Below are 15,083 nucleotides of genomic sequence, written 5' to 3'. Positions count from 1 at the left end.
TCAAACAGAAGCAAAAGCCGGGTCAGCGGCATAACTGGGTAACAATGCGGTGATAACAGACGGCCAGTGATCACGGCTGGCCCACTGGCGCATCAGCTCAATATCGGTCGCCATCAGACGGTCACGCTCCAGAAACGCCACCTGTTCACGCACCTGCGCCAGCTCACGCTCCAGCAACGGCGAACTTTTCAGTGGACGATGGAAGTCGATGCCCTGCGCCGCCGCCATGGCTTCAATCCCCACCACCGTCGCGGTGTTAAAGCACATGCTGCCGAGACGACGGGCGGCATAGGTCGCCATCGATACATGGTCCTCCTGATTGGCGGAGGTCGGCAGACTGTCGACGCTGCCAGGATGCGCCAACGATTTGTTTTCTGACGCCAGCGCGGCGGCGGTCACCTGGGCTATCATAAATCCGGAATTCACCCCGCCATCGTTAACCAGAAACGGCGGCAACCCGGATAAGGTGCTATCGAGCAGCAGCGCCATGCGCCGTTCTGAAATGGCACCGATTTCCGCCACCGCCAGTGCGATGATGTCAGCGGCGAACGCCACCGGTTCAGCGTGGAAATTGCCCCCCGAAATCACCTCATCGGCATCGGGAAACACCAGCGGGTTATCCGACGCGGCGTTGGCTTCAATGACCAGCACGCGGGCGGCATGACGCAAATTATCCAGACACGCCCCCATCACCTGCGGTACACAGCGAATCGAATACGGGTCTTGTACCCGGCCACAATGCACGTGTGACTGCAAAATCTCACTGTCAGTCAGCAAGGTGCTAACGGCCGCGGCGACCCCGATCTGTCCGTGCTGACCACGTGCCTGATGGATACGGGCATCAAACGGTTTCACCGAACCTTTGATGGCCTCAAGTGATAGCGCCCCTGCCACCAGCCCGGCGGCAAACACGTTTTCAGCCTCGAACAGCCCACGCAACGCCAGCGCGGTGGACACCTGAGTACCGTTGAGCAGCGCCAGCCCCTCTTTCGGCCCCAGTACCAACGGCTCAACGCCAGCGCGCGCCAGCCCGTCAGCCGCCGGGATAAGCGCGCCGTCAACCCGCGCCTGCCCTTCTCCCAACAGCAGCAGTGATAAATGCGCCAGCGGTGCTAAATCGCCACTGGCCCCCACCGAACCTTTTTCTGGAATACAAGGCATGACCCCGGCGTTAAACAGCGCCAGCAAGGTATCGATGACCTGCAATCGCACCCCGGAGTGCCCGCGTGCCAGGCTAATGACTTTGGTCGCCATCACCAGACGTACCACGTCATCCGGCAACAGTTCACCGATGCCGACACTGTGGGACAACACCAGATTACGCTGTAGTTCCGCCAGTCTGTCGGCGGGGATACGGGTCTGGGCCAGCTTGCCAAAACCGGTGTTGATGCCATAGACCACCCGGTCCTGGCGCACAATGTTCTGCACCGTTTCCTGCGCGGCTGCCACCGCCGTGCGCGCCTGTGCCGCCAGCGTCAGGGTGACGTTCCCCCGATAAATCGCGCGCAGTGTGGCGAGATCCACCGTGCCGGGCGTCAGGCAATAGCTTCGGGTTTGTGACATATATCTAATCCTGTATAGACAAGTAAAGCTAAACCAATCCGGCTGCGTTCATCATCCTTTATCCAGCCGGTGCGTATGTTTCATCCTGCACACCCGCAGTGCGCTGCTCAGTGGGCCAGCGCCTGCCGGGTTTCACTACGAATCTCTTCCGTCACCCGCGCCTTGAGCGCCATAAATTCTGGCGAGGTTTTAAGGGTATAGTCTCTCGGCCATGGAAAATCCACTGCCACTTCCGTTTTAATCCGACCCGGCCGGGCGCTGAAAATCGCCACTTTGTTAGCCATGAAAATCGCTTCGTCGATATCGTGGGTGACGAATAACACCGTCTTGCGCGACGACTCCCACACCGACAACAACAACTCCTGCATCATGACCCGGGTCTGGTTATCCAGCGCACCGAAGGGTTCATCCATCAACAGGACTTTCGGGTCGTTAGCCAGCGCGCGGGCAATGGCGGTGCGTTGTTGCATGCCACCGGAGAGCTGGCGCGGGTAATGATGCTCGAACCCGTTTAACCCCACCTGATGCAGATAATACTCGCTGCGCTCGCGTTGTTGCGCCGCACTGACACCCCGCTCCTGCAACCCAAAACAGATGTTCTCACGCACCGTCAGCCACGGAAACAAGGTGTAGCTCTGAAAGACCATGCCACGATCGGCTCCGGGGCCGTCCACCAGCGCGCCATCCAGCCAGACTTCGCCACGGGTTGGCGTATCCAGTCCGGCAATAATGCGCAGTAACGTCGATTTACCGCAACCGGATGGTCCTAAAATCGTGACGAAGTCGTTTTCATTGACCTGATAATCGATAGGCTGCAACGCCGGGATAGCCTCACCGTGCGGGCCAGTAAACACCCGCTCTACCTGCCGAATGGTCAGCTTGCTGTATTTCATGACAGACTCCAGGCGAATAAGCGGCGATTAACGGCTTTAAACAGGAAATCGGACAGCAACCCGATAACGCCGATGACAATAATGCCGAAGATGATTTGTCCGGTATTGAGCAGCGCCTGGCTATCGACAATCATGTGGCCGATACCGCTTGAGGCACCAATCAGCTCGGCGACGATCACGTAAGTCCAGGCCCAGCCGAGTACCAGCCGCAACAATTCGGCGATCCCCGGTGCCGCACCGGGGATCAACACACGGGTCACCACACTGCGGCTAGAGCACCCGAGCGTATACGCCGCTTCGACCAGATCACGCCTTGCAGCGCCGACGCTGACCGCCACCATCAACACAATCTGGAAGAACGAGCCGATAAAAATCACCAGAATCTTCTGCATCTCACCGATACCGGCCCACAAAATCAGCAGCGGTACAAACGCCGAGGCGGGCAGATAACGGCAGAATGACACAAACGGTTCGAAGAAGGCTTCCACCAGCTTGTAGGCCCCCATCAGGATGCCAAGCGGCACTCCAATCAACGCCGCCAGCAGAAAACCCGCCACCACGCGCATCACCGTCATGCCGATGTCTTGCTGAAAATCATAATCAGTAAACAGCAACACCCCTTCATGCAGCATCGTCAGCGGGTTAGCCAGAAATGTGGCGGAAACCACACCGCTGAACGTCACCAGTGACCACAGGCTGATAAACAGCACAAAAAACCCCACGCCGAGCGTCCAGCGTAAGCGCATCGATACCGGTCGCAGCGGCACCATCAACGGGTTATGCACCCGCACCGGCGCATCGGGCAGCGCCGCAGGTGTACGCATGGTGGTGTGAGGGAGGCTATTGATGTCCGCCATGTCCGCATCTCTCCTCGGTTATTTCACATAGCTGGCGTCATACAGCGCGGAAAGATCCGGTTGCTGGCGAATGACTTTCGCCTCCAGCAACAGTTTTGACGCTTCTTCGCTGAACCGGGCGATTTCACCACTAAAGAAGACGCGATTTTGCTCCCGGTCCTGCCAGCGTAGATAACGGGCTGACTCGGCGAACTCCTTACCGCTGGTTTTCACCGCCGCGCCCATGATGTCATAGGCCTTATCCGGCTGCGTTTTAATCATCTCCAGCGCGTCAAAATAGCTTTCTACCAGGGCTTTCGCGGCCTGCGGATGTTGCTGCAAAAACGCCGGCGTACAACCGAGCGTGTCCATCACCATCGGGTAATCGAGTGTCGTGGCGAGAATTTTTCCCTTGTCCGGCTGCTGACGAATGGTAGACAAGTACGGTTCATAGCTCATAGCGGCATCATTCTGCCCGGCAACAAACGCCTGAGCCGCCGCCTGCGGCGACAACGTTGCAAGGTGGACGTCTTTCAAGCTCATGCCGTTTTTATCCAGCATCCACGCCAGTGCGAAGTACGGCGAGGTGCCGGGCGCATCAACGCCGATGGTTTTCCCTTTCAGGTCATGCACACTGTTAATGCCGTTGCGTACCACCAGTCCATCCGCACCGTAGGATTTATCGAGCTGGACAATCTGTTTGAGCATCACACCACTGGCCGCCCAGGAAACGTAGGTTTCCACCGTTGTTGCGGCACACTGAATCGCACCAGATGCCACCGCCAGATGGCGGTCTTTCTGTGGGATCATTTTCAGATCCACCTTCAGCCCGTGCTGTTGAAAAATACCGGCCTTATCCGCCAGTGTCAGCGGGGCGAAGCCCGTCCAGCCGGAAATACCGATAGCCACCGGCGTTTCCTGCGCCTGTGCGCTCAGGGCGCTAGCCAGACAAACCGCCATCAACGAGATTTTCCAACCGGTACGACCTGGTGCTGTACTCATGTTTCTACTCCTGTCAGGAAAAGAAAAAGCAATGGACCGCAAGTGTTATAATCTTGTCTATACAAGCAAGAGGCGTGCCAGCACAGCAACACCGGTAAATCGACGGAAAAACGGCGGGATGACGCGACAGGAAGAAGAGAATCACCACAGGGAGGGAGGCAGAGCGCCCTATAACGGTGCACCCTGCCCTGTTTTCAACCATGTAAAGGCACCACGCTGTTTGAGTTTGTCGCCCCCTTAGTGCCAGGCTAAAAAGGGGGTTTCGGCGTCAAAAACTGCACTGAGGTGGACGACTTAGCCGGACGTGTACGCATCATCACGCACTTTGGCGGTGAAAGAGTCAGTGAAATCAGGTTCGGGTGAGACACTGGGGGAAAACGTTATCCCTTATCCCGGGGCGAACCATCATTGATGAAATAAACCACATCGGCGGCATGAATCTGTTCTTCGGTCGCGGTCGTTATGCCAATTTTTTCCGCTTCACTATTGCTCAGAAACAAATGTGCATCTTCGCTGTGTAACGCCTTGTTCATCGCCTCATCACTCAGCGTAGTACACTGCCGGTAAACGTTTTTTAGCATGTCGACATAATGCGAAGACCACTGCTGCTTAAGCTCCAGGCTGTCCGGTGTGCTACTTTTCTCGTTCTGATTAACGGCTGGAGGATGGATAAGCAGGGTCGTATTCGGCAACATGACCCGGTTTTTGGCCCCACAGAACAGCACGGTAGCGGCAGAAGCCGTCATCGACATATCGACGGTCGTCACCGGAATACGCGAGCTTTTTATCGCCAGATAAGCAACATGGGCACTGTCTAACTCACCGCCTCGACTATTGATATACAAATAGAGGTCGTGCGCGTTTTTGAAGCGCATATTCGCTTCATCCAGCGCCATCGTCAGCTCGGTTACTTTTTCTTCATTGATATTTCCGCTGAAATACATTTTTACTGCGCTCACGGCATCCGGCGCGACACCCGGTGTGGTGATCATTTTCAGCGTTGCCATCGCACTTGCAGGCAATACGCTCAACGGTAATAACGGCAGCAACAGGCAGAGGCGTTTCTTCACGTTTATTTCCTCATCAGTTATCCGAGCTGTGGTGTGTCACACCGCCGAATGGCAGGCAATTCACTGTGTTACAGGCCCTTTGGCTTTGGAAATGCCAAAAGGTAACGGGATATGATGAAATGTGACGTCTCTGGCTTTACTCTCTCCGTTTTTATTTTCTCAGCTTTTACTCCCTCGTTTTTACTACAACCTAAGCGAACGTCAGCAACGACAAAAACCACCTCGCCTCACAGGTTGTCTATACAGGACTGGGCGTTGTTCGTTACACTGCCATTATCTGTCGCCTTTTGAGGATAACGCCTTGACCGACCAGCAAACCGCGTCCCAACTTGCCGCGGCCATGAGTGATACCCCGGCCCCCATCTACCAGCGGGTAAAGCAAGCCATTATCAACCAGATTCGTAGCGGAGCCTGGCAATCACACCAACGGGTGCCGTCGGAAAGTGAGCTGGTCAACGAATTGGGTGTCAGCCGTATGACCATCAACCGGGCATTACGGGAACTGACCAGCGAAGGTTTTCTGGTGCGGATGCAGGGGGTGGGAACCTTTGTGGCAGAGCAGAAAGCCCATACCGCGATGCTGGAAGTTCACAACATTGCCGATGAAATTGCCGCACGCGGTCATCGCCACAGCAGCCAGGTACTGCTGCTCGAACGTCTCAGTGCCGACGGCGATCAGGCCGCACAACTGGATATCGCGCCTGGGCAGCCACTGTTTCATTCGCAAATTGTGCACTATGAAAACGGCGTGCCGGTACAGTTGGAGATCCGCTACGTGAACCCCCAGGTGGCACCGGATTATCTGCAACAGGATTTTACTGTTGTCACGCCACACAGTTACCTGAGCCGTGTGGCACCACTGACCGCCGGTGAGCACCGGGTTGAAGCGGTTGCCGCTGAACCACGCCAGCGCGAGCTACTGGCGCTGGACGAACAGGAGCCTTGTCTGCTGATCCGCCGCCGGACCTGGCACGGCTCGCGGGTCGTTACCGCTGCGCGGCTGTTTTATCCCGGTTCCCGTTATCAATTGTTCGGACGGTTCGGCGGCTAAGCGCCTATCCCATTCGGCTATTCTGGTGCCAGCCGCCCACAGGCAGGGAAACGGCACCTTAGTGTTGAATGGGAATATGGCGATATGAGAAAAGCAGATGGAAGCGGTCTCGTTGCATCACAAGGGGAGACAAGTTCCACATCAATACCGAAACCACCTGCTTTTATTCTGTGTTGCTCTTTTTATGTGCTATCTGTGACGATAAGGCGCACGTGACCTGGTTTTATTCATCATCCGATCGCCCCACGATATACCCGCCAGCACAATTCACTTATTTCAATAAAAAATACTCAGTATTTTTACAAAAATAAAAAGATAATGCAGCCTGAATATGTAATAGCACTAAAATACATCAATTAATTCATCACCACACTTAACATTCGCAAAAATATTCATTAACATAAAGCGGATAAACCGTAACGCTTAATTCGTTGCCGACGGTAAAAAAACAAAAAAACAAAATCAACCAAATAATAATTAAGCGCATAAAAATCATTTAATGCTTTAAATTTATCCACCAATGTGACCGCAGATCAACTTTCACCGATATGAACACCGTTATTTTACCCTGAGTAGAGATTTATTAATAAAGGGGAATATCGTGCTTCAATTTCTGATTGAATTACTCAAAGACGCCGCCATATTGGTGAGTCTTTTCACCATGTTGGGAAATATTATTCAAAAGAAGAACATCAATGACATCATTACGTCAACAGTGAGAACCTATCTGGGTTTCATCATTCTGTTCGCCAGCGCAGACCTGCTTATCTCGCCAGCATTGAGTAACTTTTCAAAAATTTTCCTGACCGCTTTTCACGTCCAGGGTATCGTCCCCAACAATGAAGTGGTGATTGTTGTCGCGATGGAAAAACTCGGCAAGCTTTACTCTTCCGCCATTGCTGCCGGTCTTATCGGTGCCATGTTTTTCAATATTGTGCTGGCTAAAATTACACCGCTGAAATATATCGTCCTTTCCGGGCATCATGTGTTCTTCATGGTCAGTTGTCTGACCATCATCGCCATGCTGCACGGTATCTCCGTTTCCAGCTCGGCGATATTGGCGACGCTTATTACCGGAGTGTGGTGTGTTATTTCTCCCGCCTTGCTGGTGCGCTATTGTCGACAAATTGAAAACTGTGATGCGTTACGACAGTCCGGTGATTTTTCTATCGGCCAATTTGGTTCCACCAGTTATATGCTGGCTGGCTGGTTGGGCGAAAAATTCGGTAATAAAGAAGTCGACGCCGAGAAACTGGCTATTCCGACCAGTATCGGCTTCTTAAAAGATAAGCAGGTTTCAACCTTCTTTGTGATGTTGCTGTTTTTTGTTATCTCCTCACTGGTTGCCGGTGCTGAACACGTACAGGTCATCGCGGATGCCAGCCATAAAGATCACAGCCACACCAATATTTTTCTGTTTTTGCTCAAACAAGCTGGGTTATTTTCAGCCGGGGTTTATATGCTGACCCGCGGTGTACATATGTTTATCGAAGAACTGATTCCGGCGTTTAAAGGTATCAGCGATAAAATCATTAAGAAATCCATTCCGGCGATTGAAATTTATTCACTGTTTCCTTATTCCAACAACGCGGTTTTCATCGGTTTTATCTGCTGCACCATCAGTGGCTTCCTGACCATGATTTTGTTGCCGGTATTCGGTTATCCGGCAATGGTTCCCAGCCTGTTGTTTACCTTTGCCAGTGGCGGCGGCGCAGGCATTATCGGTAATGCCACCGGTGGTATCCGTGGCGCGGTCATCGGTGCGGTGGCTTGCGGCATCATCTCTATTGCCGGTTCGGCGTTTATTTTCCAGCCGATCCACGATGCGGGTGTCGATGCACCGACCACCTACTCAACCACCGATTTCACGTTACTGGGCCTTTCGCTGCATAGCGTGTTGTCACTGTTGAATCGCTAACGCGTTACCGCTACCTGCGTTATCACCAGAAACATTGATGCGGCCTGAGGCAATCAGGCCGCTAGTCTGTTTAAATAGCCCTACTCGCTCCTGTTTCCCGTGGCTCGCAAGCAATCAGATAGCTTACCCAGACGGCACGACAGGATGCGGCGGTCGTTATCTTTTGTACAACCATCACTGACGGAATACACCATGTCAGAGGCCATCACCCGCAGCGGCGAGCCAAGCAGCTCTTATAAGTATCAGATAATACTTTACTATTTCATCACATCGCTGGCCGTGGTGGTGGTGACCGGCTGCGCGGTTTTTCTCGTTATCAGTCATCTGCTGTATAACGACGTAGCGGATAAATCCAAGAATCTGGCGCTTATCCTCTCGCAGGACACGGCACTCAAGCAGGCGGTCCAGCATCGGGATCTGGCGATGTTGCGTAATCTTATCAGTCAACGCTACGCGCGCAGTGATGCGGATTTCATTGTCATCAGCGACCCGGATAACATCCGTCTCTACCATCCTGATCCGGCGCAGGTGAACCGTGTCATCAACGATAGCGGTAATATTGAACTGCTGCGCACCGGAAAAAGCTACACGGTCAACAATACCGGTTATTCTGGTGCCTCGGTCAAAACCCGCGCCCCTTTGCTGCTCGACGGTAAATTCATCGGCTATGTCTCGGTTGGGTATACGGAAGCGCACCGACAGATCCTGCTGGAGGACTACTTCTCGCCATTCCTCGGCTTGCTGGTTGCCGTCTTTATCCTGATTTTACTCGGCGGTGTCTTTTCCTACCGTCTGCTGAAAAAGCAGATGTCTGGCCTGACGCCGGAGATGATCAATTATAGATACCAGGTACGCCGGGCCATTCTGCACGCCATTTACGATGGCGTGATTGCCGTCAGCCCGGAAGGTCGCATCATCGCCATCAATAACGCGGCCAAAAAGATGCTCGCTATCGACCATCCCAACAATCCGCTGACCGGACACAGCATTACCGATTATGTCGTACCGGCTGATTTCTTTTTATCCAGCGAACGTCAGGAATGCCATGATGTAGACGTCACCTTCAACGGCTCGACGTTTATCGCTAACCGCGCCATCATCCTCAACCAGCAGGATGAGTTTGCCGGTTTTGTCATTAGCCTGAGGGAAAGAACGAACGAAACGTTGATGACCAAACAGGTCAATCACATCAAACATGAAAGCGAAGAGCTGCGGGTTATCAGCCACGAATTCAAAAACCGGCTGGCGGTTATCTACGGCCTGCTCCAGTTAGGGGAATATGAGCGAGTCAGCCAGTATGTTGCGCAGGAAAACGCCCAGCAACAGCAGCTTTATGACGCCATCATCCAGTCTTTCCACTGCCCCTGTGTTGCCGGGTTGATACTCGGTAAACTGGGACGGGCGAGCGAACTGGGCATCGACCTGCAGATTGACCCGCTCTCTTGTTACACTGGAACGGATGCACCACTGAGCGCCGAGGAAATGGCCTGTATCATTGGCAACCTGCTGGATAACGCGCTGGAAGCCACGGTGAAAATGCCCGCCCGTGCGCAATCTGTCGAACTTTATCTCAATGACAGCAGTGATGAAATCGTCTTATCGGTGCAGGATAACGGCCCAGGACTCGGTCAGGTGGCGATAGAAGAGCTATTTATGAAAGGCACGACCAGCAAATCAGGACGCCATCATGGTGTCGGTTTGTATCTGGTGCAGTCGCTGGTACAAAAGGCACAGGGCGTTTGTCTGGTTGATACAGACGGCGATAACGACGGCGCAGTCTTTTCCGTTTATATACCCAAAGTTTAACCGATAGTTAGAAGATTAACGCTATGGCAAACACGATCAGCGTCTTTTTGGTTGAGGACAATCACGACATGGCTTTCTTTATTGAAAGCTTCATCAGGAAACACCCTGAATTCCTGCTATTAGGCAGCGCAGACACGCTGGCAGATGCCCGAATAGCCATCGCCGCCCAAAAACCCGACCTCGTGATGCTGGATAACTACCTGCCCGATGGCACCGGTATCGACATGATGAAGCATCTGCGTGCCACCCAACCGGAGGTCGACGTCATTTTTATTACCGCGGCCAACGACATCGAGACGATTAAAGCAGCAATACGGCACGGTGCCAGTGATTATCTGGTCAAACCGTTCATACTGGAGCGGCTGGAAGAGGCGCTGAAAAACTACCTGATGTTCAACAGAAAAGTCGCCCAGAAATCGCACCTGCAACAAGACGAGATAGACCGGGTCATACGTCAGAGCATTCCACATCATGTACCAGCCGGGTTTACCTACCCAAAAGGTATCGACGAGTTGACACTCAATCAGGTACGGGCGGCGTTTTCCGGCGAGCACACGCAGCACACCGCCGACAGCCTGAGCGATATGATTGGCATCAGTAAGTCTACCGCCCGGCGCTATCTGGAATACTGCAAAAACATTAAATTGCTGGAAGCCCACATTCAGCACGGCACCGTCGGGCGGCCTCAACGTTTTTACCGACTGGCGTTCAATTAGCCAGCACCATAGGGTAACCCGCACTCACTCACCGGACATTGTCCCGGCTACCGGTGCAGGGGAACTATCGTGCGTGGATTGTGGCAAGGAGTAAGACGGCATTGTCGTCATCGGGTATCCAGCCTGCCCTTGATGAACGCCACCATGCCCCCTCCCCGACAGCCAGGCGGTGTGAGTCAGCACACCAGTGGCCGGCCAGTACATAGGCGATGCCGTCGGTATCTGGCGTTTGCACCGTCGTCCCCTTGATGACCGAGACGTCTGCCCGGTGACCACATCTTTCCACCATAATATTGAAGTCCAGGCTGAGGCCACCGCACAGACGCGCGGTGATAGCCTGTTCACCGGTAAAGGCAAACGGCTGATGCAACGTCAACCGGTGTTGCCAGCCTTCACCACAGAGTATTACACCCTCCCCAGACAACAGTGTGATCACCCGATCGACACCGGGAAAACGGGAAAAATCACCGTCTTTCTCGATGGTGGCGATACTGGCTCGCCAGGCAAAATCCCCATCGGGCTGATCAGAGGCTATCCGGCAAATCTCACGGGTTTCACCACCGCCGTTTTTCCAGCGGCTGACCGCCAGCTTATCCAGACTAAACCTGTGCATCACAGCACCGCCTGCAATGTTTTCATGACGTCGATAAACCGGGCGTCGGCTTCGTCGTCCAGCGCGTGCCGCCCGTCTTTGATAACCGATTTACCCGCCACCCATACCTCCTGGATCTGCTGACTCCCGCCAGCAAACAACCAGCGGTTGAGCACACTGTCGTCGGCCACCGCGCTCAGCAACGCGTCTTCACGCAACACCAGCCAGTCAGCGCGCCAGCCTTCACTTAATTCGCCGACCGGCACCCGGCAGGCCTGAGCACCGCCCTGCAATGCCTGAGCGTATAACAGGCTGCCGACCGCTGGTTGCTGCACGGTCACCACCCGGTTACGGCGGCGATCACGCAGCCGCTGCCCGTATTCCAGCCAGCGTAGTTCTTCCAGCACATTCAGCGACACATGGCTATCAGAACCGATGCCCCAGCGCCCTCCCGCTGCCACATAGCGGTCAAGCGGGAAAATACCGTCACCGAGATTGGCTTCGGTGGTGGGGCACAGCCCCGCTACTGCCAGACTGTCGGCCAGTCGACTCAGTTCCCAGTCATCCAAATGGGTGGCATGCACCAGACACCAGCGGGCGTCGACCGCAAACCGATTAAACAACCACTGTACCGGGCGTTCTCCGCTCCAGTTCAGGCAATCCTCCACTTCTTTTTGCTGCTCGGCGATATGGATATGTACCGGCAGGCTACTGTCAGTGGCTTCCAGCACATCCTCCATCTGATTCTGACTGACCGCCCGCAACGAATGAAAACACAACCCGTGATTGAGCAACGGATAAGGCTGCACCAGCGAGGCCAGCGTTTCCTGCTGGCGCAGGTAATGGTCTACATCCTGAATAAAACGCGCCTGCCCCGGCTGCGGCAGTTGTGCGCCGAAACCACTGTAGCTGTAGAGCACCGGCAGCATGGTTTGACCGATGCCGACCTGCTGCGCCGCCGCCAGCAGATGGCGCAACATGTCATGCTGGCGGTAGGGTTTACCGTGCGGGTCGTGGTGCAAATAATGAAACTCCGCCACCTGGCTGTAGCCACCTTTGAGCATATCGATATACAACCGGGTAGCAATCGCGCCCACCTGTTCCGGCGTCAGGTGCGACACCATGCGATACATCAGGTCGCGCCAGGTCCAGAAACTGTCCTGCGGATGGCCCGCCACTTCCGCCAGCCCGGCCATCGCACGTTGAAAGGCGTGTGAATGCAGGTTAACCATCGTCGGCAGCACGATGCCGCTGAGCCGCTGCGCGCCTTCTGGCTCCGCCTGCGGCGTAACGGATTGCAGATACCCCTGTTCATCCACTTCCAGACGCACATGGCGCGCCATTCCCTGTGGCAGTAACGCACGTTCGGCAAAATAAACGGACATAGCAAGATCCTGTCGGTGATTGTCATCAATAATATTGTATAGACATATCTATACACCAAAGTTTGCGACGTGGGATATAAGGCTTTTTTATTCCGCCATCAACGCGGGTTCACTGCCGGTACTGTGACGGAGAAAGTGAATAAGAAATTCCTATTCCGTCACAGCTTGCTGAAATGCTGTGGTGGCGTATAACTTGTCTATACAAGATTATAATAGCAAGGGAATACACGATGACGATACCGTGCGACAGCCTGTGGCTGGGCGCTGATCTGGTCACCCTGCGTGGCGGCCGCTATCACGTGATTGAGGATGGGGCGCTGGCCGTCACCGCCGGGCGCATCGTCTGGCTGGGTGCACGGCACACATTGCCCGACTTCGCGCCATCACAGGTCACCGATTTCGGTGGCGGCATCATTACACCCGGTTTGATCGACTGCCATACCCATCTGGTGTTTGGCGGTGATCGCAGCGGTGAATTCGAACAACGCCTCAATGGCGTCAGCTATGCCGATATCGCCACTGCCGGCGGTGGCATCCTTTCTACCGTCAATGCCACCCGCGAAGCGAGCCACGATAGCCTGCTCACCTCGGCACTGGCGCGTTTAAAGCCCTTACTGGCTGAAGGGGTGACGACGATTGAGATCAAATCCGGTTATGGGTTAGCGCTGGACAGCGAGCTGAAAATGCTGCGGGTAATCCGTGAACTGGGGCGACAACAGCCGGTGCAGGTTGTTTCCACCTGTCTGGCCGCCCACGCCATTCCCCCCGAATACCGGCAACAGCCGGAGGCGTGGATCGATCTGGTCTGCCAGGAGTTGCTGCCCACGGTCGTCAGCGAAGGACTGGCCGATGCCGTTGATGCCTTCTGCGAACACCTGGCGTTCAGCCCGGCGCAGGTCGAACGTGTGTTTCAGGCCGCTCAGGCGCTTCACCTGCCGGTGAAACTGCACGCCGAGCAACTGTCATCGCTGCATGGCAGTGCGTTAGCCGCTCGCTTTCAGGCGCTCTCCGCCGATCATCTGGAATACGCCACCGAACAGGATGTCGCGGCAATGGCCGACGCGGGCACGACCGCGGTGCTGTTGCCCGGGGCCTATTACCTGCTACGCGAAACACAATGCCCGCCGATCGAACTGTTTCGCCGCTACGGCGTACTGATGGCTATCGCCAGCGACTGCAACCCTGGCACCTCGCCCGCGTTGTCACTGCGTCTGATGCTCAGCATGGCCTGCACCTTGTTCCGATTAACACCGGAAGAAGCACTGGCTGGCGTCACCTTATACGCGGCCCGCGCACTGGGGCTGGAACAGAGTCACGGCTCGCTGGAACCCGGTAAAGTGGCCGATTTTGTCCACTGGCCGCTGGCGCGTCCGGCAGAACTGGTTTACTGGTTGGGCGGTCAACTGCCCTGTACGACGATTTTTCGAGGAGAACACCGTCGATGACGCCATTTACCTTGACTGAGGGTGACAGCCCACTGTTGCTCAGCATCCCCCACGCCGGTACCGATCTTACGCCGGAAGTAGCGGACCGACTCACACCCGCCGCTCGCCCGCTATCAGATACCGACTGGCATATTCCGCAGTTGTACGATTTTGCCCACGGGCTCGGTGCCAGCGTACTGGCGGCTAACTACTCACGTTTTGTTATCGACCTGAACCGCCCGGCCGACGACCAGCCACTGTATACCACCGCCACCACCGGCCTATTCCCCGATATTTTGTTCGATGGCACGCCAGCATTTGTTCCCGGTAATGCACCGTCTGATACCGATCGTTCCCGCTATCTGCGCGATATCTGGCATCCTTATCACCAGCAAATCCAACAGCAACTGGCACGCATTAAACAGCGCCACGGCTACGCGTTGCTATTCGATGCACACTCCATTGCGTCGCGTATTCCACGCTTGTTTGATGGACAATTGCCAGACCTGAACCTGGGTACCAACGGCGGCCTGAGCTGCGCACCGGCTATCGAATCAGCGTTGCTGGAGACCTGCCACTCACAACAGCGCTGGAGCTGGGTCATGAATGGTCGTTTCCGTGGCGGCTACATCACCCGGGCTTACGGCCAGCCAGCACAGCACCAACACGCGATGCAACTGGAACTGGCACAGTGTAACTACATGAGTGAACAGGCACCTTTCGCCTGGCAACCGGACAAGGCACAGGCATTACAGCCGATGCTGGAGCGCATCGTTCGCACCTTCATGGACGCGGCGGCCAGACAGTATCATCGCTGACCGCCGGTG

The 15,083-nt window shown here is 54.9% G+C and carries 13 protein-coding genes; 6 read left to right on the top strand and 7 right to left on the bottom strand.

The window, feature by feature from the left end; all coding sequences use genetic code 11:
- The 5 genes from hutH to LF929_RS05980 all read right to left on the bottom strand — a co-directional run bounded on the left by hutH (window position 1) and on the right by LF929_RS05980 (window position 5,364).
- Entirely contained in the window at window positions 1–1,563 is a 1,563-nt protein-coding gene (gene hutH, locus LF929_RS06000) for a histidine ammonia-lyase (RefSeq protein WP_226092712.1), read from the bottom strand.
- A 107-nt stretch (window positions 1,564–1,670) separates the two neighbouring features.
- Window positions 1,671–2,456, bottom strand: coding sequence for an ABC transporter ATP-binding protein (locus tag LF929_RS05995; RefSeq protein ID WP_019844937.1), 786 nt, complete (start codon window positions 2,454–2,456; stop codon window positions 1,671–1,673).
- Entirely contained in the window at window positions 2,453–3,313 is an 861-nt protein-coding gene (locus tag LF929_RS05990) for an ABC transporter permease (RefSeq protein WP_016943376.1), read from the bottom strand. Before LF929_RS05990 ends, LF929_RS05995 begins: the two co-directional genes overlap by 4 nt.
- Before the next feature lie 18 nt (window positions 3,314–3,331).
- Window positions 3,332–4,294: an ABC transporter substrate-binding protein gene (locus tag LF929_RS05985; RefSeq protein WP_226092711.1), complete on the bottom strand. Its 963-nt coding sequence runs from the start codon at window positions 4,292–4,294 to the stop codon at window positions 3,332–3,334.
- Between the two features lie 380 nt (window positions 4,295–4,674).
- Complete coding sequence (locus tag LF929_RS05980; RefSeq protein WP_038908649.1) at window positions 4,675–5,364, bottom strand: ATP-dependent Clp protease proteolytic subunit; 690 nt, start codon at window positions 5,362–5,364, stop codon at window positions 4,675–4,677.
- 301 nt (window positions 5,365–5,665) lie between these two features.
- Here LF929_RS05980 and hutC point away from each other — a divergent pair, with 301 nt between their 5' ends.
- The 4 genes from hutC (at window position 5,666) to LF929_RS05960 (ending at window position 10,855) form a co-directional block, all read left to right on the top strand.
- Window positions 5,666–6,415, top strand: coding sequence for a histidine utilization repressor (hutC, locus tag LF929_RS05975; RefSeq protein ID WP_038905149.1), 750 nt, complete (start codon window positions 5,666–5,668; stop codon window positions 6,413–6,415).
- Between the two features lie 601 nt (window positions 6,416–7,016).
- The gene (locus tag LF929_RS05970) at window positions 7,017–8,333 is read left to right on the top strand and encodes a PTS transporter subunit IIC (protein WP_016943372.1); all 1,317 of its coding nucleotides are present in this window, start codon (window positions 7,017–7,019) and stop codon (window positions 8,331–8,333) included.
- Between the two features lie 192 nt (window positions 8,334–8,525).
- Window positions 8,526–10,139, top strand: coding sequence for a sensor histidine kinase (locus tag LF929_RS05965; RefSeq protein WP_038905151.1), 1,614 nt, complete (start codon window positions 8,526–8,528; stop codon window positions 10,137–10,139).
- A 23-nt stretch (window positions 10,140–10,162) separates the two neighbouring features.
- Window positions 10,163–10,855 carry a response regulator gene (locus LF929_RS05960; protein WP_016943370.1) on the top strand — a complete coding sequence of 231 codons (693 nt, stop codon included), beginning with the start codon at window positions 10,163–10,165 and terminating at the stop codon, window positions 10,853–10,855.
- Between the two features lie 64 nt (window positions 10,856–10,919).
- On the opposite strand, the gene LF929_RS05955 is transcribed toward LF929_RS05960, so the two are convergent.
- Window positions 10,920–11,468 carry a HutD family protein gene (locus LF929_RS05955; RefSeq protein WP_226092763.1) on the bottom strand — a complete coding sequence of 183 codons (549 nt, stop codon included), beginning with the start codon at window positions 11,466–11,468 and terminating at the stop codon, window positions 10,920–10,922.
- On the bottom strand, window positions 11,468–12,832 hold the full coding sequence (locus tag LF929_RS05950; RefSeq protein ID WP_226092710.1) for a formimidoylglutamate deiminase: 1,365 nt from the start codon (window positions 12,830–12,832) through the stop codon (window positions 11,468–11,470). Before LF929_RS05950 ends, LF929_RS05955 begins: the two co-directional genes overlap by 1 nt.
- Window positions 12,833–13,062: 230 nt before the next feature.
- Here LF929_RS05950 and hutI point away from each other — a divergent pair, with 230 nt between their 5' ends.
- Together hutI and hutG are read left to right on the top strand one after the other, a co-directional pair.
- On the top strand, window positions 13,063–14,277 hold the full coding sequence (gene hutI / locus LF929_RS05945) for an imidazolonepropionase (RefSeq protein WP_226092709.1): 1,215 nt from the start codon (window positions 13,063–13,065) through the stop codon (window positions 14,275–14,277).
- On the top strand, window positions 14,274–15,074 hold the full coding sequence (gene hutG, locus LF929_RS05940; protein WP_210174112.1) for an N-formylglutamate deformylase: 801 nt from the start codon (window positions 14,274–14,276) through the stop codon (window positions 15,072–15,074). Before hutI ends, hutG begins: the two co-directional genes overlap by 4 nt.
- Window positions 15,075–15,083: the final 9 nt, after the last annotated feature.

The organism is Dickeya oryzae, assembly GCF_020406815.2.
Lineage (GTDB): Bacteria > Pseudomonadota > Gammaproteobacteria > Enterobacterales > Enterobacteriaceae > Dickeya > Dickeya oryzae.
The sequence above is the reverse complement of the archived record's forward strand: the minus strand, read 5'-3'. Positions and strand labels throughout refer to the sequence as shown.